Here is a 13,469-nt window from a genome sequence, read left to right as displayed (position 1 = left end):
CATGCGCACCGTCTATCTGAACGGCGACTATCTGCCTGAAACCGAGGCCAAGGTCTCGATCTTCGACCGGGGCTTCGTGATGGCCGACGGGGTCTATGAAGTGACTTCGGTGCTGGGCGGCAAGCTCATCGACTTTGGCGGCCACCTGACGCGGCTGCAGCGCAGCCTTGATGCGCTGGAAATGAAAAACCCGCTTTCAGCCGAGGAATGGCTTGAGGTTCATCGCCAACTCGTCGCGCGCAATGCGGTGGAAGAGGGGATGGTCTATCTGCAGGTCACGCGTGGCAATCCGGGCGACCGCGATTTTGCCTATCCGGCCGATGACGTGGCGCCGACGGTGGTGCTGTTCACCCAGGCCAAGAGCGGGCTGGCCGACAACCCCGTCGCCAAGACCGGCATCAAGATCATCACCGTGCCCGACATCCGCTGGGGACGCCGCGACATCAAGACGGTGCAGCTGCTGTACCCGTCGATGGGCAAGATGATGGCCAAGAAGGCGGGTGTCGACGATGCCTGGCTGGTCGAGGATGGCTTTGTCACCGAAGGCACTTCGAACAACGCCTATATCGTCAAGGGCAACAAGATCATCACCCGCGCCCTGTCCTCGGACATTCTCCACGGCATCACCCGCGCCGCGGTGCTGCGCTTCGCCCGCGAGGCGCAGATGGAAGTCGAAGAGCGCAATTTCACCGTGGATGAGGCGAAGGCGGCCGATGAGGCCTTCATCACCTCGGCCTCGGCCTTCGTGATGCCGGTGGTGGAAATCGACGGCGCGGCGCTGGGCAATGGCAAGCCCGGCCCCCTCACCGCACGACTGCGCGAGATCTATCTCGACGAGATGCGCAAGGCGGCTGTCTAAAGCGGCATGCGCGCGCCCTTCGGCCTTGCCGGATTTCGCCGCGGCGCCCGTGTCGGGCTGGCGCTGGGGGCGGCGATCTTCATCTATGGGCTCGCCTTCGGCCTGGTCGCGGCGCAGGCGGGCCTGAGCTGGGGCTGGGCCCTGGCGTTGAGCGTCACGGTCTTTTCCGGTTCGGCCCAGCTTGCCGCCCTTTCCCTGATCCAGGCGGGCGAGGCAACACTCTTGACGCTGGCGGCGACGGTCCTGGTGATGAATGCCCGCTACCTGCTGTTCGGGGCCACGATCCAGCCCTGGCTGTCGCAAGCGGGGCCGTTGCGGGGAATCTCAAGCCTTCTTCTGATCGGCGACGCCAATTGGATCGCGACGATGCGGGCAGCCGAAAAGGGCGAGGAGGACCGCGCCTTCCTGATCGGCACCGGCGTACCGCTGGTGGGGGCCTGGCTGGGCGGCACATTGGTGGGTGTCTTGTTCGGGGCGGTGCTGCCCGATCCGCGCGCCCTCGGTGCCGACCTGATGCTGCCCGCCTTTGCCGCGGCGATGATGGCGGTGATGATCCGGTCGAAAGCGGCGCTCGTGCCGGTGGCGGTGGGGGCGCTGGCCGCGCTGGCGGTGGGCAAGCTGGCCGGGTCGGGCTGGGGGATCGTGGCGGCGGGGCTTGCGGGCGGGGCGGTCGCGGCGCTGACCGCGCGACCGGGGGGGCTGCGCTGATGCCTTCGATGACCGCGATGCTTCTGGTGATGGCGGCGGCGGCGCTGTTCTGCCGGATGGCAGGCTATCTCGCCATGCGTTTCCTGCCGCCCTCGGCCCGCCTAGACGCGGCGCTCAAGGCGACCCCGCTGGCGGTGATGGCGGGGATCACCGCGCAGGCGCTGGCGGCGGGCGGGATGGTCGAGGCGCTGGCCCTGGGCGCGGCGGTCGGCCTGTCGCTTCTGACCCGCAACGACGTGGGCGCGGCCATCGCGGGCGTCGCGGTGGCGGCGGGGCTGCGCTGGCTGGGGCTGTGATGTCCCACGCCGGGACAAATGCCCGCCTGAATGGTTTCAAGGACTTGACCCTGCCGAATTAACCCGGGGTTAACCTTTTGCCGCGTCCCCGACATTCTGCGCGAAGGCGGTCTTGAAGGCCGCCTGCTTGGCGGCGTCGGCCTCGGTCTGATTCTGGGCCACCCAATCCGCATAGGGCATGCCATAGACGATCTCGCGCGCCTCGTCCTTCGACAAGCCGATCCCGCGTTCGGCCGCTGCTTCCTGATACCAGCGCGACAGGCAGTTGCGGCAGAAGCCGGCCAGGTTCATCAGGTCGATATTCTGCACCTCGGGCCGCTTTTGCAGCAAATGATGCATCAGCGCACGGAAGGCCGCAGCCTCCAGTTCCACCTGCGTCGCGGGGTCGATTTCCCTGGTCATTCCAGATCCTCCAGAACCTCGGTCAGAATCGGCGCCAGCCGCGCGGCCCAAGCCTCTTGCGCGGCCTCATCGCCGATCAGATCATTCCTGACCTCGATGAGGGTATTCAACCGCCCCGGTTCAAGGGCATGGCGGTCAATCGCATCGCCGGGAAGATGGCCGGAATAGGGTTCGTTGTCGCCGATGCACAGATCCGCCTCGGCCATCAGCCGCACCACAAGCGGGCGCGAGAGCCGCGCGTCGAGATGGGAATAGAGCACGCCGACATGCCAGGGCCGGGGTTGGCGACCGTTCAGGCAACGGGTGAAGGAATGGATCGCCAGCACCACGGTATCCGGGCGTCGGGCGGCCAGCGTCTCGTAAGCGTCGTGATAGGGGCGATAGAGCCGGTCCAGCCTTTCGCCGATGCCGGCGCAATCGATGCGGCGGTTGGCCGGGATGATCGAGCCATCATAAAGCCGCATCACCAGCGTCGGATCATCCTCGCCCCGGTTGGGGTCGATCACCAGGCGCGAGAAGGTGGACAGGATGACCGGGCTGTCGAGCGACCGCCCCAGAGCGCGGGCGACACCCGCGGCGCCCGGATCCCAGGCGATGTGGCGGGCCATATCGGCAGCGGGAAGTCCAAGATCGCCGCCCGCCACCCAGGGCGGCACCGCGTTCGAGGCGTGGTCGCAGGTCACCAGCCACCGGCCAGGCCGCGCCGCACCCTCGATCAGGAAAGCCGTGTCATCACCTTGCATTGCAGGCCCGGAGTTAGCGCATCGGCCGGGCGGCGTCCATGGCCGCAGGCGACCGCTTGGGCCAAATCCGTGTCATCTGCCAAAAAACCGGGCAGGGCCGTGGCGGGCCCAGACGGCCCGGTTCTGTCGCAGAAGTTTGTCAATGTGGCAGTTGCCTGCCCAATGGCTTTGCGCCATAAGGCAGGCGGCCCACCGCGAACACGAAATCTTAGAAGGAGGATGGCCTATGCGCCGCCACCGCAACGTGAAGATCGTGGCCACTCTGGGCCCCTCATCCAGCGACTATGACATGATCCGGGCGCTGTTCATCGCCGGGGCCGACGTGTTCCGCCTGAACATGTCGCATGGCACCCATGATGACATCCGCGCCCGCCACAGCATCATCCGCAAGGTCGAGGAAGACCTTGGCCGTCCGATCGGCATTCTGGCCGATCTTCAGGGGCCCAAGCTGCGCGTGGGCAGCTTTGCCGCCGGCGCGCATGACCTTGAGGATGGTGACAGCTTCCGGCTGGATCTGAGCCCCGTCGAAGGGGACAGCAGCCGTGTGCAGCTGCCGCATCCCGAGATTTTCGCGGCTCTCGAGGTCGGCTCGACGCTTCTGGTCAATGACGGCAAGATCCGCCTTCGGGTCGAGGCCTGCGGCGCCGATTTCGCCGATTGCACCGTGATCGTGGGCGGCACGATTTCCAACCGCAAGGGCGTGAACGTGCCCGATGTGGTGCTGCCGGTGAAGGCGCTGTCGGCCAAGGACCGCAAGGATCTTGAATTCGCCTGCGAGATGGGGGTCGACTGGCTGGCCCTGTCCTTCGTGCAGCGCCCCGAGGATGTGATCGAGGCCCGCGCCCTGGCCAATGGCCGTGCCGCGATCCTGTCGAAGATCGAGAAACCCGCCGCCGTGAAGGCCTATGACGAGATCCTCAAGGTCTCGGACGGGATCATGGTGGCGCGGGGCGATCTGGGCGTGGAACTGCCGGTCCATTCGGTGCCGCCGATCCAGAAACGGCTGGTGCGCAAGGCGCGGGCGGCGGCCAAGCCGGTGATCGTGGCGACGCAGATGCTGGAATCGATGATCGAGAACCCGATGCCGACCCGGGCCGAAGTGTCCGACGTGGCGACGGCGATCTATGAGGGCGCCGATGCGGTGATGCTTTCGGCGGAATCGGCGGCGGGCAAGTTCCCGGTCGAGGCCGTGACCACGATGGACAATGTGGCCAAGTCGGTCGAGAGCGACCCGACCTATATTCAGGTCATCGACGCCAGTCGCGTGGTCAAGCGCGAGACCGTGGCCGACGGCATCGTCGCCGCCGCGCGCGAGATCGCCGAGGCGACCGACATCAAGGCCATCGTCTGCTTCAGCCAGTCGGGCACCACGATGAGCCTGGTGGCGCGCGAGCGGCCGCATGTCGCGATCCTGGGCCTGACGCCGCTGGTGGAAACCGCGCGGCGGATGGCGCTGACCTGGGGCGTGCATTGCGTGATCGTGCCCGAGCAGGAGCGCTTCAAGGGCGCGGTGCTGTCGGCCATCCGCGCCGCGCGCACGGATGGTTTCGCCGAAGAGACCGACCATATCGTGGTGACCGCGGGCGTGCCCTTCAACGTGCAGGGGACGACCAACATCCTTCGCGTGGCGCCCTGCAATGAAAAGTTGATTTCCCGCGTCGACCCCGGTTAACGTCTGCTCAGCCAACCCCTTGCGGTTCCGGGTGCGCCATGGACACTGACCTGCTTCTGACGATCGGGATCATCCTTGCCATCCTCACCCTGCCCTCGCTTCTGTCCGCCTGGACCGAGGGCAGGCCACCCAGGCTGGGGGCGATCATGCTGCTGGCCGCGGCGGTGCTGGTGACAACGGCGCTGCTGAAGAAACCCGGCGGTTATGCGTTCGCGGATATCCCGCGGGTGATGATGTCGGTCGCGGGCCGCTATACGCATTAGGGCAGGCGCGCCAGACAGCCACCGACGCGAATCCACTTGCACCTTCGCCATGCGCCCCCTATAGGGCGGGCTTCGGAAAGACCCGCGCGCTGGGCGATCAGTGGCATGCCTTGGCGCGCGATGAACACTGGAGAGTGAAATGCCCAAGATGAAGACCAAATCCGCTGCGAAGAAGCGGTTCTCCTTCACGGCCAATGGCCATGTGAAGGCCGGCGTGGCCGGCAAGCGCCACGGCATGATCAAGCGCACGACGAAATTCACGCGCCAGGCGACGGGCACCATGCTGCTCGACGACTCGGACGCGAAGATCGTCAAGAAATACATGCCGTATAACCGCTAAGGAGAGCCAGAGATGTCCCGCGTCAAATCCGGCAAGGTTACCCACGCCCGCCACCGCAAGGTGATTGCCAAGGCGTCCGGCTACTATGCCGCCCGCTCGACCAACTTCCGCACCGCGACCCAGGCCGTCGACAAGGCCCAGCAATACGCGACCCGCGACCGCAAGGCCAAGAAGGGCCAATTCCGTGCCCTGTGGATCCAGCGCATCAACGCTGCCGTCCGCCTGTTCGACCCGGCCTTCACCTATTCGCGCCTGATCAACGGCCTGGCGAAAGCCGGGATCGAAGTGGACCGCAAGGTTCTGGCCGATCTGGCGGTGCATGAGCCCGAAGCGTTCAACGCCATCGCCGGCAAGGCCCGCGACGCGCTGGCCGCCTGAGCCAGACCGAATTTTCGGCAAGCTTCGGAAACCTCGGACCGCAAGGTTCGGGGTTTTTCCTTTCTGGCGCGGCTGCACCGTTGACCGGCGCCGCGATCGGTCGCCAATATAGCGCATGAAAGCCGCCCTCGTTCCCGCCGTTCTTGCGCTGACCGCCCTGCCCGCCTTGGCGCAGGGCAATCTGACGCTGGGCTTTTACGTCGATGTCAGCGTCGGCTGCGCCAATGCCTCGAACGCCACACTGGGGCTTTTGCACAAGACCGGCCTGAACAGCGCGCGCACGGATTGCGCCTTTACCGGCTTCACCGCGACCGGGCACAACATCTATCACTATACCGAGCGCTGCACCGACATCACCTCGGGCGAGGCCTATGACAATGAAGGCGATATCGAGCTTTTGGCCGAAGATCGCTTTCGTCTTTTCGGCGAGGGTTGGGAGGTCACAATGGCCTATTGCCCGCAGAACGCGCTGCCCGATCCCTGGAACAGCAACGACATCTCGGACCTGCTGGACTGAGACGCAGAAGCCGGGATATCGCGCGCCGCGCGAAACGGATCTCCGAGATCAATATTTAAGATTGCCCGCCGGAAACTCCTCGTGACACGGTTCCGGGCATGGGCCGCCAGGCCCCGGAAACCTTGCGACAAAGGAGTTCTGGCGTGACTGCGATCATCGATTTCCTGAACACCGTCTTCTGGGGCTATGTGCTTATCTACGGCCTTCTGGCCGTGGGCGTCTTCTTTACCCTGCGGCTGAAGTTCCAGCAGATCCTGCATTTCGGCGAAATGGTGCGCTCCGTCACCAGCGCGCCTGCCACCGACCGGCAGGGGATTTCGCCGTTTCAGGCCCTGTGCACCAGCCTTGCCTCGCGCGTGAGCACCGGAAATATCGCCGGGGTCGCGGTGGCCCTGGTGTTGGGGGGCCGGGCGCGATCTTCTGGATGTGGGTCGTGGCCTTCCTGGGCATGGCGACGGCCTATGCGGAATCCACCCTCGCGCAGCTATACAAGGTCAAGGATGACAGCGATTCCAGCGCCGTCTATCGTGGTGGCCCGGCCTTCCACATCGCGCGCGGGCTTGGCCTGCCCTGGCTGGGCGCGGTTTTCTCGTTTTGCCTGATCCTGTCCTTCGGGCTGGTCTTCAACGCGGTGCAGGCCAATTCCATCGCCGATGCCATGGTTGGCGCCTTCGGGATTCCAAAACTGGCCACGGGGCTGGGCCTGGCCGTGCTGACCGGCGTGGTCATCTTTGGCGGCATCCGCCAGATCGCCACTGTGGCCGAATATGTGGTGCCCTTCATGGCGGGCGTCTATCTTTTGATGGCGATCATCGTCGTCGTGCTGAACATCACTGAAGTTCCGACCATGCTCTGGAACATCGTCGCGAATGCCTTTGGTCTGGCCGAAGCGACGGGCGGCGTGGCAGGCGGGATCACCGCCGCCATGCTTAATGGCGTCAAGCGCGGCCTGTTCTCGAACGAGGCCGGCATGGGCTCGGCCCCGAACATCGCCGCCGCCGCCACGCCCAATCCGCATCATCCTTCGTCGCAGGGTTTCGTGCAGGCGCTGGGCGTATTCATCGACACTATCCTGATCTGCACCTGCACCGCGATGATGATCCTTCTGTCGGGCGTCTATGTGCCGGGAGGCGAGGTTACGGGCACGCAGCTGACCCAGGCCGCGCTGGCCGATCATGTCGGAAGCTTCGGGCCCTGGTTCGTGGCGGTGGCGATCTTCTTCTTCGCCTTCACTTCGATCATCGGCAATTACGCCTATTCGGAAATGGCCATGGCCTTCCTGGGCGTGGGCAGCCGCACCGGCCTGATGGTGCTGCGGTTTGCGGTGATCGCGATGGTGATCTGGGGCGCCTTGCAGGCGGTTTCCACGGTCTTCAATCTGGCCGATGCCTCGATGGGGCTGATGGCGACGATCAACCTGATCGCCATCGTCGCGCTGTCGGGCACGGTGGTCGCGCTGACCCGGAACTATTTCGACCAGCGCAAGGCGGGCGAGCAGCCGGTCTTCCACCTGGGCGAGCATCCGGGAATCGCGCGCGGCGTCGATCCCGAGATCTGGCGCTGATTTCCGCCTGTCCCGGGGCGTCGACGGAACCGTCCCGTCGCCCCGGGCGTTCTTCCGGCAACGATATTCCCTTTGCCGGAGAACATGACATGGCCGCGACATCCGCCACCCGCATCGATATTTCCCGCCCCAACCGTCAAAAGGTCGAGACGCTGCTGAACCAGATGCTCGCCGACCTGACCGATATGGCGCTGCGCACCAAGCATGCGCATTGGAATGTGACGGGGCCGCATTTCATTGCGCTGCACGAACATTTCGACGGGCTCTATGACGTGTTGCAGGGCCATGTCGATGCCGTGGCCGAACGCGCCGCCGCCCTGGGCGGGTTCGTTCCGGGCCGCCTGTCGGATGCCGCCAAGGCCACGCGCCTGCCCGAATTTCCGCAATCCGCCCGCGAAGGCATGGCCGTGGTGAAGGCATTGGCCGAAGCGCTGGCCATCGTGTCCAACGCCGCGCGCGAGGGGATCGAGACCGCCGAGGAAGAGAAGGACATGGTGACCTCGGACCTGTTGACCGGCGTGTCGGGCGATCTCGACAAGCAGCTGTACTTCCTGGAATCGCATCTGCGCTGAAGCCGCCGTTTCGCCCGATGCGAGAGGCGCAGGGCGCGGGGCTGGTCCTTGCCTCCGCCCTGCGCCGCCTTTCCGCGAGGGGCACGCCATTCGCGAAACTTATGTTTCCAAGCCGGGAACAGGCCCGGAACGGGCCGCAATCCCGCCCGAATTGTCGATGAAACCGGAACAATCATCCAGCTTTCCGGTATCGTCATGATCCACAGCTCGTTTCCCGCCCCCGCTGCCCTGGTCGCGCTGCCCGAGGGATTGACCGCCTTCCTGATCGCCCAAGGGCCGGCGATGTGGCACGAATTCGCACTTGGTCTGGATTTCCGGGCGTCCGGCGTGACGATCGACCTTCTCCTTGCGGCCGACCGCATCTGCGCCCGGCCGGAATGCGACCGCGCGACCGCAGCGCTGATCCTGGCCCGCGCGGTGTCGGCGGGTCTCCATCGCGGCGTTGTGCCGCCGGGCTTCGATGCCTATGCGGCGCGGGATTTCACCTTCGGTCTGGCCAAGGCGCTGCGCGAGGGCCGCTATGCCGCCGCCCGCTTTGCCCTGCCGCCGCAGGACGACCGCCGCCTTGCCCTTCTGGCCGGGTCACGCGGCCCGCTGGCTCTGCCCCCGCCGGCGCTGGGTCAGGCGCCCCATGACCCGCCCTATGGCTTTGCCGGGCTGCGCCCCCATCTGCGCAGCGCCCTGGGCCGGTGCGCGGCCTGAACGCCCGCGCTCTTGCAATCGCGCCCCCGCCCCGGTAACCCCGGGACGCATCGGCAAGAGGCGCGGCGATGGATCTGGGCGACATTCGGAACAAGTATATCGAAGCCGTGGCAAAAGCCTCGGGCGAGGCGGCACTGGAAGACGTGCGCGTCGCGGCCCTGGGCAAGAAGGGCGAGATTTCCGCCCTGATGGCGACGCTGGGCAAGATGGACCCGGAAGAGCGCAAGGCCACCGGCGCCCGGCTGAACGTGCTGAAGGACGAGATCGACGCCGCGCTGCGCGCCCGCAAGACCGCCTTGGCGGATGCCGCGCTGGACGAGCGGCTGAAATCGGAATGGCTGGATGTGACACTGCCGGGCCGCCCGCGCCGCCAGGGCACGATCCATCCGATTTCGCAGGTCTGGGACGAGCTGACCGCGATCTTCGCCGATATGGGCTTCTCGGTCGCCGAAGGCCCGCAGGTCGAAAGCGACTGGTACAATTTCGACGCGCTGAACATTCCGCCGGAACATCCCGCCCGGCAGGAGCATGACACGTTCTTCATGGCGCGGGCCGAGGGTGACAACCGCCCGCCGCATGTGTTGCGCACCCATACGTCGCCGGTGCAGATCCGGTCCTTGCAGGCCAATGGCGCGCCGATCCGCATCATCGCGCCGGGCCGCGTCTACCGGATGGACATGGACCAGACCCATACGCCGATGTTCCATCAGGTCGAGGGTCTGGCGATCGACCGCGACATCTCGATGGCGAATCTGAAATGGTGCCTTGAGGAATTCTGCCGGTCCTTCTTCGAGGTCGACCGCGTCGAGCTGCGCTTCCGCGCCTCGCATTTCCCCTTCACGGAACCTTCGGCCGAAGTGGATATCCGCTATTCCAACGTGGGTGGGCAGCTGCGCATCGGCGAAGGCGACAAGTGGATGGAGATCCTCGGTTCGGGCATGGTGCATCCGAAGGTGCTGGCCGCGGCCGGCGTGGACCCCGAGCAATGGCAGGGCTTTGCCTTCGGCATGGGCATCGACCGCATCGCCATGCTGAAATACGGCATCCCCGATCTGCGCGCCTTCTTCGAGGCCGATCTGCGCTGGCTGCGCCATTACGGCTTCAGCGCGCTGGACGTGCCGGGCCTGCCGGGCGGGCTGTCGCGGTGAGCGGCCTGCCAGCCAAGGTCAACCTGTCCGAGAAGCTGGCCCTGTTCTCCGAACACTGGTCGCCGAAGATCGTGGCCGAGTTCAACGGGCATGACATCTTCGTCGTCAAGGTGAAGGGCGAATTCGTCTGGCATTCACATGCCGAGACCGACGATTTCTTCCTGTGCCTGTCGGGGCAGGTGACGATCCAGCTGCGCGAGGGCGATGTCCTCCTGAATCCCGGCGAGTTGTTCGTGGTGCCCAAGGGTGTCGAGCATTGCCCGATGGCGGCGGAAGAGGCCTGCCTGCTGCTGATCGAGCCGGAAGGCACGCCGAACACCGGCAATGAAGCCACGGCCACGGCCAAGATTCGGATCTAGAACCCTTCCCAGCCGGGGCGGGCTGCGGCCTGGGTGATCCAGTCCTTCAGTTGGGCCAGATCGGCGATACCCATCTCGGGAATGTCCAGATAGCGGGTATTGGGGTCTTTCGAGGGGCCGGGCGGCGGGGGCGACAGATGCGCGCCATTCAGGAAGGTCAGCCGCAGGAAGCGGGTGAAGCAATGCAACGAAAGGACCCAGCCCCTGCCGCTGACCCCGTAGAAGGGCGAGTTCCAGCGCACAGCCCTTTGCACACCCGGCACAAGCTCTGATACCAGCTCATCTACCCTTCTGGCGTGATCTCCGCGCCAATCGGGGGCCGCGTCAAGCCAGGCCTTGACGGGTCCCGGCCCGTCGCCCTTGGCGATCTGCGGATTGCCGCCTGACAGAAGTTTCACCTCGGTCATTTGCCCTCCCAAGGGCGTGATCACCCCATCTGCGCCAGATACCGTGCCGCAGCCTGCCCGGCCCAGCGCCCGGTGGCAAGGCAACCGGTCAACAGATAGCCCCCGGTCGGCGCTTCCCAGTCGAGCATTTCTCCCGCGGCGAAGATGCCGGGCAGCGCGCGCAATTCCATAGTTTCGGTCAGGCTGGCCGCCGCGATGCCCCCCGCGACCGAGATCGCCTCGTCCAGCGGGCGGGGGCCTTGCAGCGGGATGTGCAGGTGCTTGAGCGCGGCGAAGGGGGTGCTGCGGGCGAATTCCATCACCAGCGCGACAGCGGCGGCGCCAAGGCCCAGCTTGCGCAGGCGGTTCGCCGTGCTTTCCCCCGGCTTCATCCGCGCCAGGCGCGTGGTGATTGCCTCGTCGTTCAGATCGGGCAGAAGGTCGATCTCAAGCCGCCCGCCATCGCGCAGCGCGCGCGAAACGGCATAGATGCCGCCGCCTTCCAACCCCCGCGCTGAAATCACGAATTCGCCGCGCTGCGCGTCGAGCGGCCTGTCCGAGCCGACGTCCAGAACCCGTAGCAATCCGCCCTTCACCGGCTGGCCGAACTGCCGCGCCATCTGCGGCGACCAGTCGATGCGAAAGCCCATATTGGCGGGCTGCCAAGGCGCGATCTGCACGCCCTTCGCCGTCAACCAAGGCACCCAGGCCCCGTCGCTGCCCAGCCGCGCCCAGCTTGCGCCACCCAGCGCCAGCACCGTTGTCCGCGGCGCCAGCAGCCGCGCACCCTCGGGCGTCTCGAAGCGCAGCGCTGTGCCCTCGAACCCCGCCCAGCGCCAGCGGCTGCGCAGCTCCACCCCCAGGCCCGACAGCCGCGCCAGCCAGGCCCGCAGCAGGGGCGAGCCCTTCATCGCCTTGGGGAAGACGCGGCCGGAGGAGCCGGTGAAAACCTCTTGCCCCAGGCCCCGCGCCCAATCCTGCACGGCATCGGGGCCAAAGGCGCGCAGGGCTGGCAGCAGAAAGGGCGCGCGATAGACGGCTTCGAAGCAGGCCTGGTCCTCGGCCTTGGTCAAGTTCAGGCCGGACTTGCCCGCCATCAGGAATTTCCGCGCCGGGCTGGGCTTGCCCTCGGCCACCAGCACCGCATGGCCCGCCTGCGCCAGAACCTCGGCCGCCATCAGCCCGGCCGGCCCGGCCCCGATCACCAGCGCCTCGGGCATGGCTGTCACGCCGGGGCCGGCGCGGCGGGACGCAGATGGACCACGCGCTGCGGATAGGGCATCTCGATCTCGGCCACCTTGAGCGCGTTCCAGATCGCAAAAAGGACCGGCGAGCCATAGCGGTTCTTGCCGTCGTCAATGCCGTTCACCCAGAATTCCACGGCAAAATCCACGCTTGATTCGCCGAAGCCGCGCAATTCGCAATCGGGCCCGTCCGGCGCTTTCAGGACAAAGGGCAATGCGGCCACCGCCGCCTCGATGATCCCTGGCACAAGGTTGATATCGGTCTCGTAGCTGACGGAGAAAGCCGCCTCATAGCGGTTGGCGCTGCCCTGGTCGGAGTAGTTGACGACGCGCGAGGTGATGAAATCCTCGTTCGGGACGACAATCCACTTGCCGTCGAAGGTTTCCAGGATGCAGGCCCGAGCGGTCATCTTGACGATCGTGCCCTTCTCGCCGCCATCCAGTTCGACGTAATCGCCCACCGTGGTCTGGCCCTCGAGCAAAAGGATGATGCCCGAGACGAAATTCGCCGCGATCTGCTGCAAGCCCAGACCGATTCCCACGCCCAGCGCGCCGCCCAGAACGGCGACGGCGGTCAGGTCGATGCCCAGGATCGACATCAAGAGCAGGAAGGCCGCGCCGAAAATCGCGATTTCCGCCGCTTTGACCGCGAGTTCACGCGTGGCAGGGCGCAGCTCCTGCTGGGCCTTGATGTAATCGGCCGATTGCCGGTTCGACCAAGCGCCCAGCCAGAAGAGAAGCGAACCCGCAATGGCGCCGCGGATCAGGGTCAGCAGCGAGAAACGGATATTGCCAAGCACGACCTCGGCCGCCGCCAGCCGTTCCATCGCGGGGTCCAGCAGGCCGAGCGCGTATAGGGCGGCGGCAGGGACCAGGACATAGCGGCCAAGCAGCCGCAGGAAGGCGTCGGTCACGACGTCGCGCACCAGCGTGCGGGCGGCCAGGAAGAGGAAGACCCGCTTGCCGAAGGCGATGACCTCGCCCGAGCCGAAGGTCGCGCGGGTCAGGCTCTCGCCGAGCGCGGTCAACCCATAGGCCAGAAGCGGCAGCAAAAGCGGCAGGAAGCGCAGGAGGAAGCGGCGCAGGTCGGGAAGAAGGCCCTCGCTCGCCGCCTTCGGAGTGATGATCGTGACAAGCCGGGGTTGAAGCCGTCGCGCGATCAGCCGCGCCACCAGATAGGCGGCGGCGAGCAGCGCGAATTGCGACCAGGCAGCCGGCGAGCGCAACCAGCCTTCGGCAATCGCCAGCCCCTGCTCCAGCCAAGACAGCACACGCCCGGCAAATTCGGAATGCCCGTCCATCATACACCTGCACCA

At 66.1% G+C, this 13,469-nt stretch carries 17 protein-coding genes and 1 pseudogene; 13 read left to right on the top strand and 5 right to left on the bottom strand.

All coding sequences use genetic code 11. The features are described 5' to 3' along the window. Nucleotide 1 precedes the first annotated feature (1 nt). Genes ACED67_RS17590 through ACED67_RS17580 form a run of 3 tightly spaced genes read left to right on the top strand, consistent with a single transcriptional unit; the run spans nt 2 to nt 1,863 of the window. Nucleotides 2–859: a D-amino-acid transaminase gene (locus tag ACED67_RS17590; RefSeq protein WP_395543021.1), complete on the top strand. Its 858-nt coding sequence runs from the start codon at nt 2–4 to the stop codon at nt 857–859. A 6-nt stretch (nt 860–865) separates the two neighbouring features. Then, a complete protein-coding gene (locus ACED67_RS17585) occupies nt 866–1,567 on the top strand; it encodes an AzlC family ABC transporter permease (protein ID WP_395543020.1) in 702 nt (233 codons plus the stop codon). Next, a complete protein-coding gene (locus ACED67_RS17580) occupies nt 1,567–1,863 on the top strand; it encodes an AzlD domain-containing protein (protein WP_395543019.1) in 297 nt (98 codons plus the stop codon). The genes ACED67_RS17585 and ACED67_RS17580 overlap by 1 nt, the downstream gene beginning before the upstream one ends. Before the next feature lie 69 nt (nt 1,864–1,932). Here ACED67_RS17580 and ACED67_RS17575 read toward each other — a convergent pair whose 3' ends face one another. Together ACED67_RS17575 and ACED67_RS17570 are read right to left on the bottom strand one after the other, a co-directional pair. Then, a complete protein-coding gene (locus tag ACED67_RS17575) occupies nt 1,933–2,265 on the bottom strand; it encodes a DUF1244 domain-containing protein (RefSeq protein WP_395543018.1) in 333 nt (110 codons plus the stop codon). Continuing rightward, on the bottom strand, nt 2,262–3,008 hold the full coding sequence (locus tag ACED67_RS17570; RefSeq protein WP_395543017.1) for an N-formylglutamate amidohydrolase: 747 nt from the start codon (nt 3,006–3,008) through the stop codon (nt 2,262–2,264). Before ACED67_RS17570 ends, ACED67_RS17575 begins: the two co-directional genes overlap by 4 nt. 226 nt (nt 3,009–3,234) lie before the next feature. On the opposite strand from ACED67_RS17570, the gene pyk reads away from it, so the two are divergent. From pyk to ACED67_RS17520, 10 genes and pseudogenes are all read left to right on the top strand, one after another. Then, entirely contained in the window at nt 3,235–4,680 is a 1,446-nt protein-coding gene (gene pyk / locus ACED67_RS17565; RefSeq protein WP_395543016.1) for a pyruvate kinase, read from the top strand. A gap of 38 nt (nt 4,681–4,718) precedes the next feature. Continuing rightward, nucleotides 4,719–4,943, top strand: a complete 225-nt coding sequence (locus ACED67_RS17560; RefSeq protein WP_395543015.1) for a hypothetical protein — start codon at nt 4,719–4,721, stop codon at nt 4,941–4,943. Nucleotides 4,944–5,082: 139 nt separating this feature from the next. Beyond that, nucleotides 5,083–5,283 carry a 50S ribosomal protein L35 gene (gene rpmI, locus ACED67_RS17555; RefSeq protein WP_395543014.1) on the top strand — a complete coding sequence of 67 codons (201 nt, stop codon included), beginning with the start codon at nt 5,083–5,085 and terminating at the stop codon, nt 5,281–5,283. 12 nt (nt 5,284–5,295) lie between these two features. After that, a complete protein-coding gene (gene rplT / locus ACED67_RS17550) occupies nt 5,296–5,661 on the top strand; it encodes a 50S ribosomal protein L20 (RefSeq protein WP_395543013.1) in 366 nt (121 codons plus the stop codon). Nucleotides 5,662–5,776: 115 nt separating this feature from the next. Next, entirely contained in the window at nt 5,777–6,178 is a 402-nt protein-coding gene (locus tag ACED67_RS17545) for a hypothetical protein (protein ID WP_395543012.1), read from the top strand. 98 nt (nt 6,179–6,276) lie between these two features. Next, a pseudogene (locus ACED67_RS17540) lies at nt 6,277–7,742 on the top strand (alanine/glycine:cation symporter family protein). A gap of 89 nt (nt 7,743–7,831) precedes the next feature. Beyond that, a complete protein-coding gene (gene dps, locus ACED67_RS17535; protein WP_395543011.1) occupies nt 7,832–8,314 on the top strand; it encodes a DNA starvation/stationary phase protection protein Dps in 483 nt (160 codons plus the stop codon). Between the two features lie 195 nt (nt 8,315–8,509). Then, on the top strand, nt 8,510–9,016 hold the full coding sequence (locus ACED67_RS17530; protein WP_395543010.1) for a hypothetical protein: 507 nt from the start codon (nt 8,510–8,512) through the stop codon (nt 9,014–9,016). Between the two features lie 68 nt (nt 9,017–9,084). Then, on the top strand, nt 9,085–10,164 hold the full coding sequence (gene pheS, locus ACED67_RS17525) for a phenylalanine--tRNA ligase subunit alpha (RefSeq protein ID WP_395543009.1): 1,080 nt from the start codon (nt 9,085–9,087) through the stop codon (nt 10,162–10,164). Beyond that, on the top strand, nt 10,161–10,523 hold the full coding sequence (locus ACED67_RS17520; RefSeq protein WP_395543008.1) for a cupin domain-containing protein: 363 nt from the start codon (nt 10,161–10,163) through the stop codon (nt 10,521–10,523). The genes pheS and ACED67_RS17520 overlap by 4 nt, the downstream gene beginning before the upstream one ends. Here ACED67_RS17520 and ACED67_RS17515 read toward each other — a convergent pair. The 3 genes from ACED67_RS17515 to ACED67_RS17505 are packed head-to-tail and all read right to left on the bottom strand — an operon-like array spanning nt 10,520 to nt 13,454. Then, entirely contained in the window at nt 10,520–10,930 is a 411-nt protein-coding gene (locus tag ACED67_RS17515; RefSeq protein WP_395543007.1) for a DUF1801 domain-containing protein, read from the bottom strand. The two genes, ACED67_RS17520 and ACED67_RS17515, sit on opposite strands and share 4 nt — an antisense overlap. Before the next feature lie 20 nt (nt 10,931–10,950). Next, complete coding sequence (locus tag ACED67_RS17510) at nt 10,951–12,129, bottom strand: BaiN/RdsA family NAD(P)/FAD-dependent oxidoreductase (RefSeq protein ID WP_395543006.1); 1,179 nt, start codon at nt 12,127–12,129, stop codon at nt 10,951–10,953. 5 nt (nt 12,130–12,134) lie between these two features. Further along, nucleotides 12,135–13,454: a mechanosensitive ion channel family protein gene (locus ACED67_RS17505; protein WP_395543005.1), complete on the bottom strand. Its 1,320-nt coding sequence runs from the start codon at nt 13,452–13,454 to the stop codon at nt 12,135–12,137. Between the last annotated feature and the right edge of the window lie 15 nt (nt 13,455–13,469).

It is taken from the genome of Neotabrizicola paludis (assembly GCF_044142105.1).
Lineage (GTDB): Bacteria > Pseudomonadota > Alphaproteobacteria > Rhodobacterales > Rhodobacteraceae > Pseudogemmobacter.
Note: the sequence above shows the minus strand (reverse complement) of the source record. Positions and strands in the feature narration are given on the sequence as shown.